Below are 20,703 nucleotides of genomic sequence, written 5' to 3' on the forward strand. Positions count from 1 at the left end.
ACTCTGCCACGGGCCGGTACTCCCGAATGTGAGATCGGCACCGGGATGGGCGACTATAGAGGGGTGAGTGAAATGCAGGATACGTCCCCCGCAGCCCCAGTGCCCCCCGCCGGCGGAGCCGCGCAGGGAGCCCCGGCCGAGGCCGGCCAGCCGCCCGTCAAGCCCGTCATCGCCGCCGGGGCGGCGAAACGCGCGAACGCCTCGGTGATCGGTATGTTCATTGCGCTGGCGCTGAGCATCGCCGTTTTCCTGCCGATCGTCCTCCTGAACCCGTCGCCGAAGAGCGACGGCTACCGGCCGGACATCGATGTCAGCGGCATTGCGAAGAATGCCGCAGGTGTGGCGGGATTCACACCGGCGGCCCCCTCCACGGGCGACGCATTCCGGCCGAATTACGCCCGGTGGGAGTCCGGCACGGGTACCGGTGTCGCGACCTGGGAGGTCGGCTACATCACGCCCAAGCAGTCCTTCATCGGCCTGGTGCAGACCCGGCAGTCCAATCCCACGTGGTTGCTGCAGCAGGTGAAAAATGCTCCCCTGACGGGGACCAGGAACGCGGGGGGACGCGACTGGGAACTCCGGGACACCGGCAAGGGCGAAAAGAGCATGGTGCTCGTCCACCGCGGCACTACCGTCATCCTGAGCGGCCCGGCGCAGCTCGACGAGTTCACGGTGCTGGCCGCCGCCGTCGTGACGTCCCTGGACAACAATCCCGAAGCAACAGTTTCACCCTCCGCCCCTCCATCACCGTAAGGTATTGCCGTGGCCACTTACCTGACTCCCGCCCTAGCCTGGCAGCGCCTCCGGGAAGGCAACGAGCGCTTTGTTACCGGCGCATCCTCCCATCCCAACCAGGACGCCTCGCGCCGTTCCTCCCTCGTGGAGAACCAGCACCCCTTCGCCGTGATCTTCGGCTGCTCCGATTCCCGGCTCGCCGCCGAAATCATCTTCGACCTCGGCCTGGGGGACGCCTTCGTGGTCCGCACCGCCGGGCAGGTGATCGACGACGCCGTGCTCGGCTCGCTGGAATACAGCATCAGCGTCCTGGATGTGCCGCTGATCGTGGTACTCGGCCACGATAACTGCGGCGCCGTGACGGCCACCAAAAAAGCCGTGGAAACCGGGGAGATGCCGGTCGGCTTCATGCGCAGCCTGGTCGAGCGGATCACGCCCTCGGTGCTGGCCTCACTGCGTAACAATCAGGACGGCATCAACGACATGGTGGTCGAGAACGTCAAGCAGACCTCCCGGCGGCTGGTGGACAGCTCGCGCGTGATCTCGGACGCCATCGACAGCGGCCGTGCCGCCGTGATCGGGCTCGCCTACAGCCTGGCCGACGGCCATGCCGACCGCGTTTCTGGAATCGGCGAACTGTAGTCCCGCCGGCGGCCGCCTTCCGCCAGCCGGTTCACGGTTTTCGATGGGGCGCCCCCTCCCAATAAGCTAGCCCCATGACTTCCACTGAAGAGTTGAACACTGAAGAGTTCCGCATTGAACACGACACGATGGGCGAAGTCCGCGTCCCCGTGAACGCCCTGTACCGCGCCCAGACGCAGCGTGCAGTCGAAAACTTCCCCATCTCCGGCAAGACCCTGGAGCGCGCCCACATCGAGGCCCTCGCGCGGGTCAAGAAGGCTGCCGCCCAGGCCAACGCAGAACTGGGCGTGCTCGACGGCGAGCTGGCCCAGGCGATCGCCGACGCTGCCGATGAGGTTGCCGCCGGGAAGTACGACGGCGACTTCCCCATCGACGTCTTCCAGACGGGCTCCGGCACGTCCTCCAACATGAACACCAACGAGGTCATCGCGGAGCTTGCCTCCCGGGCCCTCAAGGCCGCCGGCAGCGGCAAGGTGGTCCACCCGAACGACCACGTCAATGCCTCCCAGTCCTCCAACGACGTCTTCCCCACCTCGGTCCACGTGGCCGCCACGTCCGCGCTGATCAACGACCTGATCCCGGCCCTCGGCTACCTGGCGGACTCGCTGGAACGCAAGGCCGTCGAGTTCAAGGACGTCGTGAAGTCCGGCCGCACGCACCTCATGGACGCCACCCCGGTCACCCTGGGCCAGGAGTTCGGCGGCTACGCCGCGCAGGTCCGCTACGGCATCGAACGCATCAACGCCTCCCTCCCCCGGGTGGCCGAAGTTCCCCTCGGCGGCACGGCCGTCGGCACCGGCATCAACACCCCGGCCGGCTTCCCGGAGCGCGTGATCGAACTGCTCGCCGCCGACACGGGCCTGCCGCTGACCGAGGCCCGCAACCACTTCGAGGCCCAGGCCAACCGCGACGGCCTGATCGAGGCCTCGAGCCAGCTGCGCAACATCGCGATCTCCTTCATGAAGATCAACAACGACCTGCGCTGGATGGGCTCCGGCCCCAACACCGGCCTCGGCGAAATCGCGATCCCGGATCTGCAGCCGGGCTCCTCGATCATGCCGGGCAAAGTCAACCCGGTCATCTGCGAAGCCTCCATCATGGTGTGCGCCCAGGTCATCGGCAACGACACCGCCATCGCCTGGTCCGGCACCAACGGCGCCTTCGAACTGAACGTGGGCATCCCCGTGATGGCCGCCAACCTGCTCGAGTCCGTGCGCCTTCTGGCCAACACCAGCCGCGTCATGGCGGACAAGATGATCGACGGCATCACCGCCAACGTGGAACGCGCCCGCTTCCTGGCCGAGGCCTCCCCGTCCATCGTTACCCCGCTGAACAAGTTCATCGGCTACGAAAACGCCGCCAAGATCGCCAAGAAGGCCGTGGCCGAGGGCCTGACCGTCCGCGAGACCGTGGTGGCCATGGGCTTCCTGGAGCGCGGCGAACTGACCGAGGAGCAGCTGGACACCGCACTGGACGTCATGTCCATGACGCGTCCGCCGCACAAGGCCTAGTGACCGCGAAGTCGTAGTGACCGCGGGCGGCACCCGCACTCCGTAAGAACGTCCGACGTCGGCCGGCAGCTTTCCTTGAAGGTTGCCGGCCGACGTCGTTCGTGGCCGCCGGACCCCGGCCAAGGCGCCTCTCCTCAGACCCCGGGCGGATCTCCCCCGGCTGCCTCCCGCTCCTCCGCCGTGTAGGCCGCTGCCGCGGCCGCATCCGCCATGCTGGCGCCGCCGATCCGGGCCTCACGCAGCCGGCGGGTCTTGGCCGACTGGACCGAGAAGGCCGCGTCCACGTTTCCCGCGGCATACGTCAAAGCGTCCTCTGCCCGGATTCCGAGGCCGCTGGCCGTCAGCACGGCGTCCTGGTTTGCGCCCAGGTAGGTGAACTGCCACCCCCACTGGCTCTGCTGACGTTCGACCAGCGACTTGACCATGGCGCCCGTGGCCTCCCGCGACGAGTTCTCGTGGCCATCAGTCAGGACGGCCACGAGAACCGTGCCGGGTCGCCGGTCCTCCGGCAGGGCGGCCAACTCCGCGCCGGCCTCCCCGATCAGCCGGACCATGGCATCGTGCAGGGCAGTGCTGCCGCGCGGCTGCAGGTCCAGGGGAGGCACATCCTGGATGTCCTCTGCGGCGTAGACCCGCTCGTAGCTGTCGTCGAACTGTGCAAGGGAGAGCCGGCAGCGGCCGGCCACCGACTGCTGCTCACGGACGAAGGCCGCGAATCCGCCCACCGTGTCGTCGGCGATGGCACTCATGGACCCCGATCGGTCCAGGAGGACGTACACGTGTGTCAAAGCAGAGTCTGTCATGTTTCCCCGTTTCCGGCCCGGACGCCCGGGCCAACTGTTCCAGCGGATGACTGGACACGAACAGGCTACGGCCGGGCACCGACAATATAGGGCCCGCTGGATCATCTTTCACGCTTTGCACTTATGTCACTTCAGTGCAAAAATACACTTTATGAGTCACAGTGCAAATATCGAGGGCGGCCTCCGCGAGCGCAAGCGCGCCGCGACGCGTGCGGCCATCACCGCCGTCGCGCGGTCCCTGACGGCCGAGCGCGGTCTCAACGGCTACACCGTGGAGGAAGTCTGCGGACGGGCGGGCATCTCCCGCCGCACCTTCTTCAACTACTTCCGTTCCAAGGAAGACGCGATTATCGGGCACGTCGACGACGAACTCCCGGCCGAAATTTTCGAGGACTTCATCCGGGGCGGCGCGGGTTCCCCGGGCGGGGAGATTTCCTCCACCCTTTTCCGGGATCTGGTGGCACTGACGCTCCGCTTGTCCGAACAGATGAGCGCCTCGGAGGAAGAGACCCGCCAGCTGATCGGCGTCATCCAGAAGGAACCCCAGCTGATGCTGCGGATCATCGGCGCTTCCGAAGAGCGCGAGGCCGAGTTCGCCCGGATGCTCTCCGCCCGGGAGGGCGTCCCGCCTGACCACCCCGTGGTGCGCATGGCGGTGGTCCTCCTGGGCACCATCGCCCGCAAGACCAGCGCCGCTTACTTCTCCGAAGGCAACACGCGCCCGTACAAGGACATGCTGCTCGAGAACGTCGGAGCCGCACGCACCCTCTTTTCGCTGCCTTTTGAACTTTCCCCCTCAACTTCCCCCGAAGGAACGCAATGAGCACCGCCGTCAGCCCCAAACCGGCAGCCGAACCGCTGCTGCTGACCCAGAAACGCATCTGGATCATTTTCTCCGCCCTCATCGCCGGCATGCTGCTCTCCAGCCTGGACCAGACGATCGTCTCCACTGCCATGCCCACCATCGTCGGCAAACTCGGCGGAGTCGAGCACCAGGCCTGGATCACCACCGCCTACCTGCTGGCCACCACCATCGTGATGCCCATCTACGGCAAGTTCGGTGACATCCTGGGCCGCCGCAACCTGTTTCTCGTCGCTATCGCGCTGTTCACCCTGGCTTCGCTCGGCTGCGCCTTCGCCACCGATTTCTGGGGCTTCGTGATCTTCCGCGCCGTCCAGGGCCTGGGCGGCGGCGGCCTCATGATCCTCTCGCAGGCCATCATCGCGGACATCGTTCCGGCCAAGGACCGCGGCAAATACATGGGCCCGCTGGGCGCGATCTTCGGTCTCTCTGCCGTTGCCGGCCCCCTGCTGGGCGGCTACTTCGTGGACCACCTGACCTGGGAATGGGCCTTCTACATCAACATCCCGATCGGCGTCGCGGCGTTCGCCATCGCGTGGTTCACCCTCACGCTGCCAAACAAGAAGGCCGAGAAGCGCATCGACGTCCTCGGCGTGCTGCTGCTCTCCGCAGCCACCACCTGCCTGATCTTCTTCACGGACTTCGGGGGCAAGAAGGACGAAGGCTGGGATTCGCCGCTGACCTGGGCCTTCGGCGCCGGCACGGTGCTGGCCGCCGCCGCCTTCGTGCTGGTTGAGCGCAGTGCCGAGGATCCGATCATCCCGCTGAGCCTGTTCAAGAACCGGATCTTCGTGAACTCCACGGCGATCGGCTTCACCCTGGGCCTCGGTATGTTCGCCGCGATCGCCTTTGTCCCCACCTTCCTGCAGATGTCCTCCGGCACATCCGCCGCGGAGTCCGGTTTGCTGATGCTGCCCATGATGGCGGGACTGATGGGCATGGCCATCTTTTCCGGTATCCGCATTTCCAAAACCGGCAAGTACCGGCTGTTCCCGATCCTCGGGGCTGCCCTGACCATCGCCGCGATGCTTTGGCTGACCACGCTTACCGCGGCGACCCCCCTCTGGGTCATCTGTGTTCAGCTGCTGGTGTTCGGCGCCGGTCTCGGTTCGATCATGCAGGTGATCGTCCTGGTGGTGCAGAACTCCGTGCCGGCCGAGCAGATCGGCACGGCCACCAGCACGAACAACTACTTCCGCGAAGTCGGCGCCTCCCTCGGCGTCGCGGTCTTCGGATCCATCTTCACCGCCCGGCTGTCCGAGTCCCTGGCCAAGGCGTTCACGGGCGCCGGCGCCTCCGCCGAGCAGGCCTCACAGTCCACCCGGACGTTGGACCCGCAGGCCCTCAGCCGGCTCCCGGGCCAGCTCAAGGATGCCATCGTCGGTGCCTACGCGGATTCGCTGGCGCCCGTGTTCTGGTACCTGCTGCCCTTCCTCGCGATCGCCCTGGTCCTGGCACTGACCCTCAAGCAGATCCCGCTATCGGACACCGCCGGAATGGTGGCCCGCGGCGAGGCAGTGGGGGGCGAAGAGGCCGAGCGGCTGGAAGCCGAACGCCACGCCCACCAGGACTGCGCGGCCGCCAAGGACGCTGAGGCTTCGGCTTCCGCGGACGACGCCGGGCTGACGCGCCCGCGCGGCTAAAGCTGCGGAGCTGGGCCGCCCGGCTCGGCGCCACGCCACATGCAGGGACGCCGCACTGTTGGTGGGTGCGGCTCCCTGTGTCGGTCCACGGCCGGTTTACTCGGCGGGAACGCATCATCGCAGGAAGTGGGCGGCACCATCCGGTTCCATCGCCTGCCGGACCGACTCGAGGTGACCGGGCGTCAGCTCCGGGAACTCCTCGGGACGGAACCAACCCACGGCGAGGGATTCGTCGTCATTGACCATCGCCTCACCGGAGAGGTGCCGGCAGCGGAAAACCAGGGTAAGAAAGTGGCACAAATCGCCGTTCGGGTATGTCACCGGGCCCGCCGCGTCCACCGCGACGAGTCGCTCCGCAAGGGCCACCACGCCGGTCTCCTCCAGGATCTCGCGCAGCAGACCCGGCGAAGGCTCCTCTCCCGGTTCCAGGATTCCGGTGATCAGGCCCCACTGGCCGTTGTCGGCGCGCTGGCCGAGCAGCACCCGGCCGGCGTCGTCAATTACCACTCCCCGAACGGCCGGAAGCCAGAGCATCTCGTGGCCGATCTTTTCGCGGAGCCTGCGGATGAAGCCGGGGGTAGCCATGCCGCCAGCCTAACCGCCGGAAGCGCTGCCGCGAGGCCGTGCGGCACGGAAACTACAGCTGGGTGTTTGGGCCGGCGTCGTCGAATTCCACAGTCCCGTGTCCATTCCGGAGGATGAGTGAGGCGCCGTCCAGTTCCCAGTCGACGGGCTGCCGAAAAAGCTGCATGGCCCAATCTTCGTATCCGCTTTCAGGGCCGAGGCAGCCCATGGCTGTCGAGATGGTCCGGCCCGGGATCAACTGACCGGCCCGCACATCCACCTCGACACCCAGATGGTTGCACGGGGTCTTGACTCCAATCGTCCACGTTCCGTTAACGAACACACTCGACACTTCCAGCGGCTGCGTCCTCAGCCAGCCAAGCTCACCCGAACCGTCCCGCCCACCGACTGAGCGGTAGATTCTGCAACCCAACGGGCCGCCCTCGCAATAGGGGGTCTGCGGACCGGGAGTGGAGGACGCTGTGACCACCGGAGACCTGGAACCCGACGTCAAGTCCGGAGCGGAGGATCCGGGCGTAGCACCCGGAACCGCTGGTGGGGAGCCTCCCGGGCGCATGGGTTCCGGCGGGCTGGGAGCCGGATCCCCCGGCAACCCTCCGCAGCCGCCAAGGGCGGCCACCAGCCAAAAAAGGATCAGGACCTGACGCAGCTTGCCGCGCTCGCCCGTGGTGCGCCCCCGTGATCCTGCCATGGCTCCCCCGTCGATTGGTGTCCGATTGCGGCCACCCGCATTGTTGAGCCCAGTTTGCCCGTTGCCTCCCGTGGTGCACAAGGAAGACGTCCGGGAGTGAGTTGGCCGAGGCGTCAGGCGGCAGGCAGCAGCACCATGGCTGCGGCCGTGCCGGCCAGCATGAACGGCCCGAAAGGGATGCTCGATTTCAGGGTGCCGCGCCGCAACGCCAACAGGCCCAGGCTCCACAATCCCCCCAAAAGGAACGCGGCAATGGTGCCGGCGAAGACATGAGGCCAACCGAGGAAGCCCAGATACATCCCCAGGACGCCGGCAAGCTTGACGTCGCCAAAACCCATGCCCGGCGGGTAGAGGGCCCGCAACAGGAAATAGAACAGCCACAACACCGCTCCCCCGGCGACAATGCGCAGTCCCGGCACGCCGAACAGGCCGGCCGCGCCGTCCGGGGTGACGTCCGGCGTGACATCCGTTGCCGGCACGCCCAGGAAAGCGGTGCTGGCTGCCGCGCCGAGCAGGAGGACACCGGCCACTGCATAGGAGGGAAAAACGATCCGGTTCGGCAGCAGGTGGTACCGGATGTCGATCACGGCGAGCCGCACGGCCATCAGCGCAAAGTAGGCGCAGGCAGCCGCCACCAGCCAGAAGGCCAGCGGGGCCGCTTGAACGAGGTTCCCGAGCAGTTGGATCACCCTCGGATGCTACGGGATTTTGCGGCAGCCGTGGCCGGGCCCGCGCGTAAACTGTGGATATGGCCGCATGGGACAGCAGGATCCGGCCCGGGCCGCGCACGCCCGGAGGGCCGGCGGAGCAGGCCGCCTTCCGAAACCTGTGCCGTTCCTCGCCGTGGAAGTGGCAGTCGCTGCGGTTCGAGTACCTGGACCGGCCGCTGCCCGGTTCCGACGCGGAGACGTCCGGCGAGGCCGCTGGCGGCGCTCCCGACCTGGTCCGCGCGTGGCTGCGGCGTCCTGGAGCCCTGCGGCTCGAGACCGCCGACGGTCTTGTCCTCCACAGCACCACGGGCATCAATGATTCCCGCGACGTGTTCTACGTCAGTTCCACGCGGAAGTCGTGGCTGCTGCCGCCGCAACTCGTCACCCCGGTCTACGATGACGGTGGCCTGGTCCGGCGCCGGCCTGAAGCGGCCTACGGCGAGCCTTGCTTCGGCAACGGCCGATTCGGCGCCGCCCTGGACCCTGTTGAGCTGGCTGGCAACGCCCCGGTCCCCCTTGAGTTCCCCAACTCCAACGCCGTGGAACTGGGCGCCATCACCGACGTGGACCATGAGGGCCGTCCCGCACTTGAAACCACAGTCACGCCCAATGCCGGTTACCGCCCGGCGGACCCGGACGCGCCGCTCTGCCGGCCGGGACGCACCCTGGTAAGGATCGACGCCGGCACCGGCGTCTGCGTCTCGAGCCGCTGGCTTGAGGATGACTCGGACGGCTATGGCCACTGGATGCGGATCCTGGCCGTAGACGAGTACATGCTGGACGATCTGTTCCTCGCCGAATCCATGAACCTCACCGATGTGCGCCGGCACATCAGCTGGGACGTGTCGCCGGGCGTGTGACTGGCAGCCGCAGCCCCGCGCCGTTAGGCTTCCGGGATGACTGAACTCGCCCCCTACTGGCCGCCTTTCGGCCTCACACTGACCACGCCCCGTTTGGAACTCCGGCCCATCCGCGACGAGGAGATTCCGGCGGCAGTCAAAGCGGCCCTCAGCGGCATCCATGAACCGGGCCGCAGGCCCTTCAGCAACCCCTGGACCGAAGCCCCGGCACACGAACTCGGCCCGAATATGGCGCAGTGGTACTGGCGTTGCCGTGGAGGCATGTCCCCGGAAGAATGGACGCTGCTGCTGGGGATTTGGCACGACGGCGAGTTCATCGGCTGCCAGGACGTCGCGGCCAAGGACTTCGCTACCCTGAAGACGGTCACCACCGGCTCCTGGCTCCGCCAAAGCGCCCAAGGCCAGGGACTCGGCACGGAGATGCGCGCCGCCGTCGCCCAGTACGCCTTCGACCACCTCGGCGCAGAGGTCGCGGAATCCGAGGCCGCAGCGTGGAATCAGCAGTCCCTCGGCGTCTCGCGTTCCCTCGGCTACGAACTCAACGGCGTCACCCGCGCCGCCTGGGGCGGCAAGGCGCAGGACGTCCAGAAAGTCCGCCTCACGCCCCAGTCGTTCAAACGCCCCGACTGGACTCTGGAAGTCCAGGGACACGAGCCAACCGCAAAATACCTGGGCATCGGCAGCTAGCGAGGGCGGGCCCGCCCGGGGAAAGCGGGCACAGGCTTTTCCGAAGTTGCCCGGGGTTGAATGACCGCATGTCCGGCCCAGCGATCGAGACCAGGCCCCGCCCGTCCACCGGACGGCGGCGGGCCCTGCTGATCCCCCTCACGCTGCTGTGCGCCCTGGCGATCGCGCTGGCATACCTGTTCCTCACGGCCAAACCGGAGCCCAGTGTTCCACTGGGCGCTTCGGCTATCGTTCCGGGAGGCATGGCAAGCATCAGCGAAATCGTCCCGCTGGAAGTCGACGGCTGGGCCCCGGCCGGCGTCGGCGGTTCACTGTCCGGCAACCCGACGGAGGGGAGCCACAGGGTGCGGCTCGTGGTCCGGATCACCGCACTGGAAAGCGGCGGCGTGCAGCTGGATGCCCGCGATTTCTCGGTGTCCGGCCTCGGCTCCCTCAAGGCGCAGCCGGTGTGGAGCTCGGCGTCGAACATGTGGCTGCGGCAGGGGGAATCACTCGGCGAAACCCTGGTCTTCGAAGTCCCGGACAAGGCCGTCGCCCTCGTCCTGGAGGGCCCCGGGGACTCCCGCCTGTCCCTGGGCCTGGCACACCACAGCGGCTAGCAAGTCGCGGGCCGCCGCGCAATCGGCCTGGCGGCGCGGGCATAGGTTATTCCAAGTCCCATGGCCCACTCTGGCGGAAGAACAACCGGGTAACCGGATGAAAGGCTGATCATCATGTCCGTAACACGGCGGCAGGCGCTTCTTTTCAGCGGGCTGGGAATGGTCGGCGCAGGCATTGTGACCGTCCCGATTTCGGGTGTCAGTGCCAAATCTGCCAGCACTCTCAGTGACAGCGACATGCCCCGCCCGTACCGGACGCCGCTGACAATTCCGCCCCCGCTGGCGTTCCAGACCACTGTCGACGCAAACGGAGTCAAGACCCGGCACTACACCGTGACGGAAAGGCTGGCCAACGCGCGGACACTGCCCCGCCTGGCCACGCCTATCCTCGGCTATAACGGAATCTTCCCCGGGCCCACCATCCGGATTGACCAGGGCACCCGGGCGGTGGTCCACATGCGGAACCAGCTGCCGGCCAAACACCCGACCCTCGGCCATGCCCTGCCCACCTCGACGCACCTGCACGGTTCCGCGTCGCTTCCCCAGTTCGACGGCTACGCGAATGACCTCACCCTGCCCGGCTTCTACAAGGATTACCAGTACCCGAACTTCGAGTCGGCGCGGAGCCTCTGGTATCACGATCACGCCGTTCATTTCACCGCGCAGAACGTCTACTCCGGACTCGCCGCCCAGTACCTGATCAGCGATCCGGTCGAGAAAGGCCTGCTTCCCCAGGGAAACTTTGATATTCCGCTGACCGTCAGCGACGCAATGTTTGCAGCCAACGGCTCGCTTGCGTTTGACGACCGCGACCAGTCCGGTCTGTGGGGCGACGTCATCCTGGTCAATGGAATGCCCTGGCCGGTGATGAAGGTCCAACGGCGCGTCTACCGCTTCCGGATCCTCAACGCCTCCGTCTCGCGGTCCTACAGATTCACCCTCAGCAACGGGGAACCCGTCATCATGGTCACCACCGACGGCGGACTGATGCCCGCCGCGCAGACCGTCGGATCCTGGCGCCACGGAAATGCGGAGCGTTATGAGGTCCTGATTGATTTTCGTAAGTATGCGGCGGGCACGCGGATCGAACTCCGCAATCTTTCCAACGACAACAACCGCGACTTCGACAACACCGGCAAGATCATGGCGTTCGACGTCGTTGCCGATGCCGTCGACACCAAGGATCCAAGCTGGAACAGGATCCCGACCACACTCGCCTCCAGCCATGCGATGGACCTCACGGCAGCTGCCGCCACTAAGACCCGCGAGTTCCGGGTCAAGCGCCACGACGACACCTGGAGCATCGATGACTTGACCTGGGAGGACGTCATCGCCAGCGGCTTCAAGAAGGTCATGGCGGAGCCCGCCCTGAACGCCGTGGAAATCTGGGAGCTTCGAAACACCGCAGGTGGCTGGTTCCACCCCATACACCTGCACCTCGTGGACTTCCAGATCCTCAGCCGCAATGGGAAGCGCCCATTCGCCTATGAGAAGGGGCCCAAGGATGTCGTGTACGTGGGCGAGGAAGAAAGCGTCCGGCTGCTTGTCCAGTTCGGCCCCCACCGCGGACGGTACATGGTGCACTGCCACAACCTGACCCACGAGGACCATGCCATGATGCTCCAGTTCCGGGTGGGCCTCCGCGCAGACCAGGCCGACCCGAACGATCCGATCACGGCGGCCCCGGCGGTCTTTGATCCGGTCCAGGGCTGATCACCATGCACCGCCGGACCCTGGCCGCGGCGGCCGTATGCCTGGGCGGGTTGCTGTGCCTCCGGCTCTGGGTCCTTGAACCGATCACGGTCAGTTCCGGAAGCATGGAACCCACGATCGCGGCCGGCAGCGTCGTCTGGCTGAATAAGGTCGCCCCGCACGTGGCGGACCTCCATTCCGGACAGCTGGTCGTCTTCCGTGAACCGGACAGCGGCGGATGGCGGGACGGCGGCATCCTACTCAAGCGCGTCGTGGCGGAAGGAGGGCAGACCGTCTCGATCCTGGACGGCCTGCTGTACGTCGACGGGACGCCGGCAACGGAACCCTATGTGGACCAAAAGACCATCGACGGCGTCTACTTCGGCAGGGTGGCCGTACCGCCCGGGGAGCTGTTCGTGCTCGGGGACAACCGGGAGACATCCATCGACTCCCGCGACTTCGGACCGATCCCCGTCTCCGCGGTCATCGGCACCGTTCCCGGCGGCAACTAGAGCCCCGGCCTGGCCTGCCGACGGCGAGCGGCAGGCCAGGCCAGGCCAACACAGTTAGATCTCCGCCCCCTCCAGCAGCTCCGTCACCAAGGCCGCGATCGGCGAGCGCTCCGAGCGGGTCAGCGTGATGTGGCCGAAGAGCGGGTGGCCCTTGAGCGTCTCGACGACGGCGGCCACGCCGTCGTGCCGGCCGACCCGCAGGTTGTCACGCTGGGCGACGTCGTGGGTCAGGACGATCTTGGAGTTCTGGCCGATCCGGCTCATCACCGTGAGGAGCACGTTCTTCTCCAGGGACTGCGCCTCGTCCACGATCACAAAGGCGTCATTCAGCGAACGCCCCCGGATGTGGGTCAGCGGCATCACCTCGAGCATGCCGCGGTCCATGACCTCCTCCACGACTTCCTGGCTGACCAGCGCGCCGAGGGTATCGAAGACCGCCTGCGCCCACGGGTTCATCTTCTCCGCCTCGGAGCCGGGCAGGTAGCCCAGCTCCTGGCCGCCCACCGCGTAGAGCGGCCGGAAGACGATCACCTTGCGGTGTTCCCGGCGTTCCAGGACGGCTTCCAGGCCAGCGCACAGGGCGAGCGCGGACTTGCCGGTACCCGCACGCCCGCCGAGGGAGACGATGCCGACGGAAGCGTCCATCAGCAGGTCGATCGCGAGCCGCTGTTCGGCGGAACGCCCGTGCAGTCCGAAGACGTCGCGGTCACCCTTTACGAGCCGGACCTGCTTGTCGGCCCCCACCCGGCCCAGTGCCGATCCCCGGTTGGAATGCAGCACCAGTCCGGTGTTCGCCGGCATCTCGGCCGCTTCCGGGATGAAGACCGGCTCGTGGCCGTAGAGCGTGGAGACTTCCTCCTCGCTGGCGTCGATCTCGGCAACCCCGGTCCAGCCCGAGTCCTTGACGAGCTCGTTGCGGTATTCGTCGGCCTGCAACCCCATGGCAGAGGCCTTGACGCGCATCGGCAGATCCTTGGACACCACCGTTACGTCCCGGCCCTCGTTGGCGAGGTTCTTGGCGACGGCGAGGATCCGGCTGTCGTTGTCCCCGCCGCGGAAGCCGGCGGGGAGCACCTCTGCGGAGATGTGGTTCAGCTCCACCATCAGCGTGCCGCCGTCGTGTCCGAGCGGGATGGGCCGGTCCAGTCCGCCGTGCTCCACCCGAAGGTCATCGAGGAGACGGAGCGCCTTGCGGGCGAAGTAGCCGAGTTCGGGATCGTGCCGCTTGCCTTCGAGCTCGGTGATGACGACGATTGGCAAGATAACTTCGTGCTCGGCGAAGCGCAGAATAGCCCGCGGGTCCGAAAGCAGTACGGAGGTGTCGATCACGTAGCTCCGGGCCCGGGCTCCGCTTGCTGTTTCTTCCCCGGAAACAGCAAGACCGGCCGCAGCGTCAGAATCTGCTGCACCGGTCTTTGTGGTGGCTCGCTTGGCGCGAGAGCTAGCTTTCTCTCCCTGGTCGGAAATGACGTCGGGCAGTTGCTCAGAATTAGCCACATCGACTCCAGCCCCGGGCGTGCCCGGATTTGTTATTGGTGAGGCGGCTCGGCCCGGAGGCCGGACGGGCCTCCCATACATCCGGTGCGAATATCCGCTCCACGTGTTGGCCTCCCCGATCAGCCGGCGGTTTGCCTGCTGATGGGATTAACGTACGTCCCGAACGCGGCATTCCCGCGCCTATTTTTCGGCGATTCTTGTTGCGGTCCTGTGAACTCGGGGTGAACGCCTCAGGTGCCGTAACGGCGCTGCCTGCCGGCGTAGTCGCGCAGGGCACGGAGGAAGTCCACCTTCCGGAAGGCGGGCCACAGCGCTTCGCAAAAATAGAATTCGCTGTAGGCGCTTTGCCACATGAGGAACCCGGAAAGCCGCTGCTCCCCCGAGGTGCGGATCACGAGGTCCGGATCAGGCTGGCCGCGAGTGTAGAGGAACCGCGAGATATCGTCCACGGTGAGCTCGTCGGCCAGTTTCCCGATGTCCGCGCCCCGGGCTACGGCGTCGTGCAGCAGCTCACGGACGGCGTCGACGATCTCGCGCCGTCCGCCGTAGCCGACGGCGACATTGACGTGGATCTTCTCGCGCACGGGAGTGCGGGCCGTGAGGTTGTTGAGCCGCTCGGCGAGATAGTCCGGGAGCAGCTCCGGGGCCCCCATGGCGTGGACCGAAATGTCGGCGTCGTCGTCCAGCCGGTCCAGGGTGTTGGCGATGATGCCCATCAGCAGGTCGAGTTCCTCGCCCGAGCGGTTCATGTTATCAGTGGAGAGCATGTAGAGCGTGACCACCTTGACGCCGAGCTCCTGGCACCAGCCGAGGAACTCGTGGATCTTGTCGGCCCCGGCCTGGTGCCCCTGGCTTGTCGGGGCGTTGAACTGGCGGGCCCACCGCCGGTTGCCGTCCACCATCACGCCGATGTGTTTGGGGATCCGCCCCGGGTCAAGGGACCGCTGGAGCCTGCGCTCGTAGAAGCCATAGAGGAACCCGGGCAGTTCCATCCGGAGATTCACCTGGCTTCCTTGTACGACTTCAGTGCACATCCTAGGCTACCTGCCGGAGGGCGGTGGCGTGTGCAGGGCAGTCGCGATGTCGCGTCGAAGCAGCTGCTACTGATCAGTAACTTACTCAGCCGTAGGATATTATGGCGGGATGGAAAGCAACAGTCCTGAGCCCCTGCCGGAGCGCCCGGCGGAACGTCGAACCCCGGTGGACGACGCCGCGGTGCGGCTTGCCGAGCTGCTGATGATCAAGCCTAAATGGCGCGGCTGGATCCACACCGTGACGGCCCCGCTGGCGCTGGCAGCCGGTCTCGTGCTGGTGATTCTGGCCCCGACGCCGGACCTGAAGATCGCCTCCGCCGTCTATGCCTTCACCGGGGTCCTGCTGTTCGGCATCAGCGCCACCTACCACCGCGGGAACTGGTCCCCGGGCGTTAAGATCGTGCTGAAGCGGCTGGACCATACGAACATCATGCTGGTGATCGCCGGCAGCTACACGCCGCTGGCGTGGGCCCTGCTGGAGCGGCCAAAGGCCGAACTGCTGCTGTGGGTGATCTGGTCCGGAGCCATCCTCGGCGTGCTGTTCCGGCTGCTGTGGACCCACGCCCCGCGCTGGCTCTACGTGCCGATCTACATCGCCCTGGGCTGCGGCTCCCTGTTCTACCTGCCGGACTTCTTCGCCGCCAATGTGGCCTCAGCCGTGCTGATCTGCGTCGGGGGCGTCCTCTACATCACCGGGGCCGTCTTCTACGCCTTGAAGAAGCCGAATTTCAGCTACGAGCACTTCGGTTTCCACGAGCTGTTCCATGCCCTCACGGTTTTCGCCTTTGCCGCGCACTTCATCGCGATTGCCATCGCGGTCCTGAGCTGAGCCCGGGACTGGGCCGTTCCGGGGGCCTGGGCGGTTCCCTCACGAGGCCAACTCAGGCGGGACGTCCCGCGGCAACCAGCTCCGGCAGCTGCCGCATATCGTGGAACACCGTGGTGCCGGGGCCGGCCAGCCGCTCTGCCGGGGTCACGCCGCCGGCGTAGGCCAGGACATGCATCCCGGCCGCCCGCGCCGCCTGGACCCCGTAGGCGCTGTCCTCGACGACGACGCACCGCTCCGGGGGTGTTCCGAGCCGAGCCGCGGCATGCAGGAAAAGATCCGGGGCCGGCTTGCCGTTTGCGACTTCAGTGGCGCTGAAGATCCTTCCTTCGAAGCGGTGCAGGAGACCGGTCTGCCCGAGCCCCAGCTCCCAGCCGAGGTCCGCCAGCACCCGCTGGTCCACCCGGACAGCGATCACTTCGGAGTCCACCAGGACGCCGTCGCAGTCGAACACCACAAGCTCGAAGTCGCACCGGGACGGCCGGCTGAAAGAGGTCATTCCGCCATGCTAGCGAGGCGTGCCAGCACCTGGGCGGCAGAACCCACGGGAAGTTCGCAGACCATCCCGCGGCACAGGAACACCTGCGGCGAGCCGTCCGGGGCGGGTCCCCGGCCGCGCAACAGCGGCACGGCCGGCGCGGCGTCCGGCTGGGCGGTGTCCGGCCCGGTAGTGTCCGGCTGGGTCGTGTCCTGGACGGCAATCACGAGTCCGGGACTCGGCGAGAGCAGCAGCTCCCGGTGCAGTGCGGCACGCTCCGGCGTGTCCGGGCCGGTGACCGCTGCCTCCACCGGACCGGCGAGCGCTGCCTGGGCCGTCGCCAGCAGCCAGCCGGCAGCCCGGGGCGCCCGGACCGCCAGCGGCGGCAGCAGGCCGAGGATTTTACCGGCCAGTGCCCGGTGTTTGCTGGAGCCGGACAGGGCGGAGTAGGAGAGCAGCGCGCCGGCGAAGGCGGCCGCGCCGCTGGGGGCGGCGTTGTCGAAGGGATCCAGCGCTGCCCTGCGGCCCTGGGCGTTGAACACCTGTTCCGACTCTCCTGCGGTGTCCTGCAGGGCGCCTTCCGTGACGAACCGGGCGCAGGCAGCAGCCAGGATGTCCTCGGCCAGCCGGTACCAGCGCGTCCGGCCGGTGACGGAGTGCAGCGCGAGCAGTCCCTCGGCGCAGAAAGCGTAGTCCTCCAGGAGGCCACCGATGCCCCGGGCGGCGCCGTCATGCGAGACCCGCACCAGGCTGCCCGGGGTCCCCTCGGCGCCTGCGCTCCAGTGCACCCGTTCAAGGTACGCCGCGATCCGTTCCGCGGCCGCCACCAGCGCGGGCCGTTCCAGCACGGCGCCGGCTTCGGCAAGCGCCGCGACGGCCAGCCCGTTCCAGCCCGCTACTACCTTGTCGTCCCGGGCCGGCTGCGGCCGGCGTGAACGCGCGCCGAGCAGTGCCGGCCGCACCCGCTGCCAGAGCACGGCGTCCTCCGCACTGAACTCCCGCGCGGGGTGCAGCGGGGATTCTCCGGCGGTCACGGTGCCGTGGGCCTTCACGTTCATCAGCCGGGCGACAGCGGCGCCGTCGCCCGGTCCCAGCAGCCCGGCCAGTTCCGCGGGGGTCCACAGATAGCTGGCGCCCTCGGTGTGGACTCCGTCCACCACGGTGTCGGCGTCGAGGGAGGAGGCCAGGGCGTCCGGAATTACCCCGCGGCCGGCATCAGCCGTCGCCTGTCCCTGCGGCGCTGCCGGACCAGGCGCAGCTCTCAGACCAGGCGCAGCTGTCAGACCCAGCGACGCGAGGAGCCAGTCGGCGGTGCGGCCGGCCACATCGGCGGCTTCCGCGGGCGGGTACCCCGCCGTGCCGCCGAGCCGCACCCAGTGGACGTAGAGCCGCAGCAGCTGGGCATTGTCGTAGAGCATTTTCTCGAAGTGCGGGACGGACCAGTCGCGCGTCACGGAGTAGCGTGCGAAGCCGCCGTCGAGCTGGTCGAACAAGGCCGAACGGGACATCGCGGCCAGGGTGCGGCCCGCCATCTCCCGGGCCGAGTCGGCGGTTCCGGATCCCACGGCGTTCGGCGGCACGGCGGTCGAGGGCACGGCGGCGTGCCGGATCAGGAATTCCAGGACCGGCGACGGCGGGAACTTCGGCGCGGTGCCGAAGCCGCCGTGGGACGGGTCTTCCGAGGCCGCCAGTGACTCCACGGCCTCGGACAGCAGGGCTGCGCCGATGGGCTCTGGTGGGCGGTCCAGCCGCACCGCGGAGCCGGGCTGCGAGGCTGCGAGGCCGCGGGCCAGGGTGTCGGCATTCTGTACCAGCGCGTCGCGGCGCTCGTGCCAGGCATCGACCACAGCCTCGAGGACCTGACGGAAGGACGGCCTGCCCGGCAGCGGCCGGGGCGGAAAATAGGTGCCGGCATGGAAGGCGCGGCCGTCGGGCAGGAGGAAGACGGACATCGGCCAGCCGCCTTCACCGGTGATGGCCTGGGTGGCGGCCATATAGACGGCGTCGACGTCGGGCCGCTCTTCCCGGTCCACCTTCACGGCCACGAAGTTGGCGTTCAGGAAGTCCGCGCTGGCCTGGTCCTCAAACGATTCGTGCGCCATGACATGGCACCAGTGGCAGGCCGCGTACCCGATGGAGAGGAACACCGGGACGTCGCGGGCCGCGGCGAAGGCAAAGGCCTCGTCGCCGAACGGGCGCCAGTGGACTGGGTTGCCGGCATGCTGCCGGAGATAGGCAGAGGGCTCTGCCCCCAGGGCATTGGCAGCCTCGGGGAAGGTCCGCGGCGTTCCGCCGTCAGCGGTTTCCGGGTCCCGCATCACCGTTGGCTTCCGGGCGGGTGCCGGCAGCGCCGGAAGGACCGTGGTCCGGGAACAGGCCACCGGCAAGCGGGGACGCCGGGGCGTCACCGTTGTTCAGCGCCGCTTCTTCGGGTGCCGCGCGTTCTTCCTCCACCTGCGCACGGTAGCGTACCCGGCGGATGCGCCGCACCATGTCCACAATCAGCAGCGCGGTCAGCACCACGATGAACGCGGTCAGCAGGAAGCCCAGCAGGCCGGGCGTCACCTGGTCCTGGGACAGTCCCGGGCGCAGCGACGGCGAAGGAGCAGGCGCCGGTGATGTTGCCAGGGCGATGAGCAAGGAATGCACGGTGAGAACCTTCTGTGGGGACTGACGGCGGCCCCGACGCCGGGGCCGTTCCTGCGGGGCTACTTCTGAATGGCTGCTTCTGAACCGCTTCTGAACCGCTTCTGGATGACACGTAAACGTCATAGTTCTACACGGCATAGAATTGGCCTTCTGGCTCTATCTTAGCCCGGCGAAGAAGTCCTGTTCAGGCAGGTCCACCGGGATCCTGGCCTGGATCAGCGAGTAATCCTCCCACGGCCAGACGCGGCGCTGCATCGCCGGCGACACGGCGAAGAAGAAGCCTTCCGGATCCACCTGGGTGCGGTGTGCGCGCAAGGCCTCATCCCGCGCCTCGAAGAAGTCCCCGCACTCGATCTGGGTGGTCGTGGCGTGAGTAGGCGCGGGTGGGGTGTGTCCTTCCGCATCGGCCTCGAGCCAGGCGGCCATCCGCTCGGCGTAGGGCGACTGGAGGCCGGATTCCTGCAGCGCGAAGTGCAGGGCGCGGAAACGTTCGGGGCTGAAGGCGCGGTCGTAGTAGAGCTTGCTCGGCGCCCAGGCCGCACCGGTTCCCGGATAACGGGCCGGATCGCCCGCGGCCTCGAAGGCTTCGACCGCCACGCGGTGCGCCATGATGTGGTCCGGGTGCGGATAGCCGCCGTTCTCGTCGTAGCTGAGGATGACCTGCGGCTTGAACTCCCGGATCAGGCGCACCAAGGGGGCGGCGGCCCGCTCAAGGGGCTGCGTGGCGAAGGAGCCCACCGGCATGGGCGGCAGCGGATCGCCCTCCGGCAGTCCGGAGTCCACGAAGCCCAGCCAGCGCTGCCGGACGCCGAGGACCTCGGCCGCGCGGTTCATTTCGAGCCTGCGGGCTCCGGCCATGTCGCGTTTGGGGTGTGGCTCGCCCTCCATCGCGGGATTCTGGATATCACCGCGGGAGCCGTCGGTGCAGGTCGCCACGAGGACGTCGATGCCGGCCGCCGCGTACATGGCCATGGTGGCGGCGCCCTTGCTCGATTCGTCGTCGGGATGAGCATGGACAGCCAGCAGTCGGAGCGGCGCTGACGGGCTGGGGGACGCTGTCATCGTGGGACGGCTCCTCTTTCTACAGGTTTCTACAGGTCTTCGGATTCGGGACTACTTACACGGGTCATCTTGCAATGGGATCGGGCCGGATCCTCGGCCCGGAAAATCCCCGTCCCGATCCACACTAAACTGGACTGGTGACTTCCGAGGATCAGCCTGCCGCGCCCGCGCCGGCATCTACCAGCCTAGCCAATCGTTACGGCGGCCAAAAGCGCGCGCTGACCGGCAAGGCCAAACGCAACATCCTGATTGCTGCCCTCGCGGTGGGGATCGGTTTCATGGCCTGGATCTCGACCTCGTCTGCCACCGCGTCGGTGAGCTTCAAGGACATCGGCTACAGCACTCCGGACGCCACCCTCACCGAAATCGATTTCCAGGTCACCAAGGACCCGGCCACGGACGCTAAATGCGCCCTCAAGGCACTGGATGCCAAGTTCGCCGTGGTCGGCTGGAAGGTGGTCGACGTCGGACCCAACGCTGCCGACGCCGGCACCGACGGCGGCCGTACCACCGTGCACCGTGCGATCGTCCGCACCGAATCCCAGGCCGTTTCCGGCGTCATCGACAGTTGCTGGATTCCCGGCGCCGCCAAATAGCCCGGCAGCGGGCCGGCCGGCCGTAACAC

General features: G+C 67.4%; 22 protein-coding genes. 12 read left to right on the forward strand and 10 right to left on the reverse strand.

Translation table 11 applies throughout. From position 1 onward, the window contains the following. Window positions 1-72: 72 nt before the first annotated feature. The 3 genes from ACVWZ8_RS01950 (at window position 73) to ACVWZ8_RS01960 (ending at window position 2,888) form a co-directional block, all read left to right on the forward strand. Window positions 73-753: a DUF4245 domain-containing protein gene (locus tag ACVWZ8_RS01950; protein WP_426976545.1), complete on the forward strand. Its 681-nt coding sequence runs from the start codon at window positions 73-75 to the stop codon at window positions 751-753. 9 nt (window positions 754-762) lie between these two features. After that, on the forward strand, window positions 763-1,377 hold the full coding sequence (locus ACVWZ8_RS01955) for a carbonic anhydrase (protein WP_426976544.1): 615 nt from the start codon (window positions 763-765) through the stop codon (window positions 1,375-1,377). A 74-nt stretch (window positions 1,378-1,451) separates the two neighbouring features. Beyond that, complete coding sequence (locus ACVWZ8_RS01960; RefSeq protein ID WP_426976543.1) at window positions 1,452-2,888, forward strand: class II fumarate hydratase; 1,437 nt, start codon at window positions 1,452-1,454, stop codon at window positions 2,886-2,888. A gap of 134 nt (window positions 2,889-3,022) precedes the next feature. Here ACVWZ8_RS01960 and ACVWZ8_RS01965 read toward each other — a convergent pair whose 3' ends face one another. After that, complete coding sequence (locus tag ACVWZ8_RS01965; protein ID WP_456503620.1) at window positions 3,023-3,691, reverse strand: VWA domain-containing protein; 669 nt, start codon at window positions 3,689-3,691, stop codon at window positions 3,023-3,025. A gap of 151 nt (window positions 3,692-3,842) precedes the next feature. On the opposite strand from ACVWZ8_RS01965, the gene ACVWZ8_RS01970 reads away from it, so the two are divergent. Beyond that, window positions 3,843-4,514, forward strand: coding sequence for a TetR/AcrR family transcriptional regulator (locus ACVWZ8_RS01970; protein WP_426976541.1), 672 nt, complete (start codon window positions 3,843-3,845; stop codon window positions 4,512-4,514). After that, a complete protein-coding gene (locus ACVWZ8_RS01975) occupies window positions 4,511-6,196 on the forward strand; it encodes an MDR family MFS transporter (RefSeq protein ID WP_456503621.1) in 1,686 nt (561 codons plus the stop codon). Before ACVWZ8_RS01970 ends, ACVWZ8_RS01975 begins: the two co-directional genes overlap by 4 nt. 114 nt (window positions 6,197-6,310) lie before the next feature. On the opposite strand, the gene ACVWZ8_RS01980 is transcribed toward ACVWZ8_RS01975, so the two are convergent. The 3 genes from ACVWZ8_RS01980 to ACVWZ8_RS01990 form a co-directional block, all read right to left on the reverse strand. Beyond that, window positions 6,311-6,781 carry an NUDIX hydrolase gene (locus ACVWZ8_RS01980; RefSeq protein ID WP_456503622.1) on the reverse strand — a complete coding sequence of 157 codons (471 nt, stop codon included), beginning with the start codon at window positions 6,779-6,781 and terminating at the stop codon, window positions 6,311-6,313. 52 nt (window positions 6,782-6,833) lie between these two features. Continuing rightward, window positions 6,834-7,472 (reverse strand): META domain-containing protein, encoded by a 639-nt coding sequence (locus ACVWZ8_RS01985; protein ID WP_456503623.1) that lies wholly within the window; start codon window positions 7,470-7,472, stop codon window positions 6,834-6,836. Between the two features lie 113 nt (window positions 7,473-7,585). Further along, a complete protein-coding gene (locus tag ACVWZ8_RS01990; protein ID WP_456503624.1) occupies window positions 7,586-8,161 on the reverse strand; it encodes a prepilin peptidase in 576 nt (191 codons plus the stop codon). Window positions 8,162-8,220: 59 nt separating this feature from the next. On the opposite strand from ACVWZ8_RS01990, the gene ACVWZ8_RS01995 reads away from it, so the two are divergent. The 5 genes from ACVWZ8_RS01995 (at window position 8,221) to lepB (ending at window position 12,532) form a co-directional block, all read left to right on the forward strand. Next, window positions 8,221-9,042: a hypothetical protein gene (locus ACVWZ8_RS01995; RefSeq protein WP_426976537.1), complete on the forward strand. Its 822-nt coding sequence runs from the start codon at window positions 8,221-8,223 to the stop codon at window positions 9,040-9,042. Between the two features lie 36 nt (window positions 9,043-9,078). Next, window positions 9,079-9,729, forward strand: coding sequence for a GNAT family N-acetyltransferase (locus ACVWZ8_RS02000; RefSeq protein ID WP_456503625.1), 651 nt, complete (start codon window positions 9,079-9,081; stop codon window positions 9,727-9,729). A 68-nt stretch (window positions 9,730-9,797) separates the two neighbouring features. Beyond that, window positions 9,798-10,328, forward strand: coding sequence for a hypothetical protein (locus tag ACVWZ8_RS02005; RefSeq protein WP_456503626.1), 531 nt, complete (start codon window positions 9,798-9,800; stop codon window positions 10,326-10,328). A 114-nt stretch (window positions 10,329-10,442) separates the two neighbouring features. Continuing rightward, window positions 10,443-12,041 carry a multicopper oxidase family protein gene (locus ACVWZ8_RS02010; protein ID WP_456503627.1) on the forward strand — a complete coding sequence of 533 codons (1,599 nt, stop codon included), beginning with the start codon at window positions 10,443-10,445 and terminating at the stop codon, window positions 12,039-12,041. A gap of 5 nt (window positions 12,042-12,046) precedes the next feature. Beyond that, complete coding sequence (gene lepB / locus ACVWZ8_RS02015) at window positions 12,047-12,532, forward strand: signal peptidase I (protein ID WP_456503628.1); 486 nt, start codon at window positions 12,047-12,049, stop codon at window positions 12,530-12,532. A 54-nt stretch (window positions 12,533-12,586) separates the two neighbouring features. Here lepB and ACVWZ8_RS02020 read toward each other — a convergent pair whose 3' ends face one another. After that, a complete protein-coding gene (locus ACVWZ8_RS02020; protein ID WP_456503629.1) occupies window positions 12,587-14,029 on the reverse strand; it encodes a PhoH family protein in 1,443 nt (480 codons plus the stop codon). A gap of 230 nt (window positions 14,030-14,259) precedes the next feature. Next, entirely contained in the window at window positions 14,260-15,021 is a 762-nt protein-coding gene (locus ACVWZ8_RS02025) for an isoprenyl transferase (RefSeq protein WP_426979830.1), read from the reverse strand. Window positions 15,022-15,172: 151 nt separating this feature from the next. Here ACVWZ8_RS02025 and trhA point away from each other — a divergent pair, with 151 nt between their 5' ends. After that, window positions 15,173-15,892, forward strand: a complete 720-nt coding sequence (gene trhA, locus ACVWZ8_RS02030) for a PAQR family membrane homeostasis protein TrhA (protein WP_426976531.1) — start codon at window positions 15,173-15,175, stop codon at window positions 15,890-15,892. 52 nt (window positions 15,893-15,944) lie between these two features. Here trhA and ACVWZ8_RS02035 read toward each other — a convergent pair whose 3' ends face one another. The 4 genes from ACVWZ8_RS02035 to mca all read right to left on the reverse strand — a co-directional run bounded on the left by ACVWZ8_RS02035 (window position 15,945) and on the right by mca (window position 20,078). After that, window positions 15,945-16,388 carry an HAD-IA family hydrolase gene (locus ACVWZ8_RS02035; RefSeq protein ID WP_426976530.1) on the reverse strand — a complete coding sequence of 148 codons (444 nt, stop codon included), beginning with the start codon at window positions 16,386-16,388 and terminating at the stop codon, window positions 15,945-15,947. Next, on the reverse strand, window positions 16,385-18,685 hold the full coding sequence (locus ACVWZ8_RS02040; protein WP_456503630.1) for a thioredoxin domain-containing protein: 2,301 nt from the start codon (window positions 18,683-18,685) through the stop codon (window positions 16,385-16,387). Before ACVWZ8_RS02040 ends, ACVWZ8_RS02035 begins: the two co-directional genes overlap by 4 nt. Next, window positions 18,663-19,016 carry a hypothetical protein gene (locus ACVWZ8_RS02045; protein ID WP_456503631.1) on the reverse strand — a complete coding sequence of 118 codons (354 nt, stop codon included), beginning with the start codon at window positions 19,014-19,016 and terminating at the stop codon, window positions 18,663-18,665. The genes ACVWZ8_RS02040 and ACVWZ8_RS02045 overlap by 23 nt, the downstream gene beginning before the upstream one ends. Before the next feature lie 156 nt (window positions 19,017-19,172). Beyond that, window positions 19,173-20,078, reverse strand: a complete 906-nt coding sequence (mca, locus tag ACVWZ8_RS02050) for a mycothiol conjugate amidase Mca (RefSeq protein WP_456503632.1) — start codon at window positions 20,076-20,078, stop codon at window positions 19,173-19,175. 137 nt (window positions 20,079-20,215) lie between these two features. Between mca and ACVWZ8_RS02055 the strand changes: the two genes are divergently transcribed. Beyond that, window positions 20,216-20,674 (forward strand): DUF4307 domain-containing protein, encoded by a 459-nt coding sequence (locus tag ACVWZ8_RS02055; protein ID WP_426976526.1) that lies wholly within the window; start codon window positions 20,216-20,218, stop codon window positions 20,672-20,674. Window positions 20,675-20,703: the final 29 nt, after the last annotated feature.

The organism is Arthrobacter sp. UYCu723, assembly GCF_054059215.1.

Excerpts from the sequence above, each read along its gene's own strand:
- ACVWZ8_RS02035 (WP_426976530.1), bottom strand. The coding sequence starts at position 16,388 with ATGACCTCTTTCAGCCGGCCGTCCCGGTGCGACTTCGAGCTTGTGGTG.
- ACVWZ8_RS01950 (WP_426976545.1), top strand. The coding sequence starts at position 73 with ATGCAGGATACGTCCCCCGCAGCCCCAGTGCCCCCCGCCGGCGGAGCC.
- ACVWZ8_RS01995 (WP_426976537.1), top strand. The coding sequence starts at position 8,221 with ATGGCCGCATGGGACAGCAGGATCCGGCCCGGGCCGCGCACGCCCGGA.
- ACVWZ8_RS01985 (WP_456503623.1), bottom strand. The coding sequence starts at position 7,472 with ATGGCAGGATCACGGGGGCGCACCACGGGCGAGCGCGGCAAGCTGCGT.
- ACVWZ8_RS01960 (WP_426976543.1), top strand. The coding sequence starts at position 1,452 with ATGACTTCCACTGAAGAGTTGAACACTGAAGAGTTCCGCATTGAACAC.
- ACVWZ8_RS01970 (WP_426976541.1), top strand. The coding sequence starts at position 3,843 with ATGAGTCACAGTGCAAATATCGAGGGCGGCCTCCGCGAGCGCAAGCGC.
- trhA (WP_426976531.1), top strand. The coding sequence starts at position 15,173 with ATGGAAAGCAACAGTCCTGAGCCCCTGCCGGAGCGCCCGGCGGAACGT.
- ACVWZ8_RS02040 (WP_456503630.1), bottom strand. The coding sequence starts at position 18,685 with ATGCGGGACCCGGAAACCGCTGACGGCGGAACGCCGCGGACCTTCCCC.
- ACVWZ8_RS02005 (WP_456503626.1), top strand. The coding sequence starts at position 9,798 with ATGTCCGGCCCAGCGATCGAGACCAGGCCCCGCCCGTCCACCGGACGG.
- ACVWZ8_RS02010 (WP_456503627.1), top strand. The coding sequence starts at position 10,443 with ATGTCCGTAACACGGCGGCAGGCGCTTCTTTTCAGCGGGCTGGGAATG.
- ACVWZ8_RS01975 (WP_456503621.1), top strand. The coding sequence starts at position 4,511 with ATGAGCACCGCCGTCAGCCCCAAACCGGCAGCCGAACCGCTGCTGCTG.
- ACVWZ8_RS01965 (WP_456503620.1), bottom strand. The coding sequence starts at position 3,691 with ATGACAGACTCTGCTTTGACACACGTGTACGTCCTCCTGGACCGATCG.
- mca (WP_456503632.1), bottom strand. The coding sequence starts at position 20,078 with ATGACAGCGTCCCCCAGCCCGTCAGCGCCGCTCCGACTGCTGGCTGTC.
- ACVWZ8_RS02000 (WP_456503625.1), top strand. The coding sequence starts at position 9,079 with ATGACTGAACTCGCCCCCTACTGGCCGCCTTTCGGCCTCACACTGACC.
- ACVWZ8_RS01980 (WP_456503622.1), bottom strand. The coding sequence starts at position 6,781 with ATGGCTACCCCCGGCTTCATCCGCAGGCTCCGCGAAAAGATCGGCCAC.
- lepB (WP_456503628.1), top strand. The coding sequence starts at position 12,047 with ATGCACCGCCGGACCCTGGCCGCGGCGGCCGTATGCCTGGGCGGGTTG.
- ACVWZ8_RS02025 (WP_426979830.1), bottom strand. The coding sequence starts at position 15,021 with ATGGAACTGCCCGGGTTCCTCTATGGCTTCTACGAGCGCAGGCTCCAG.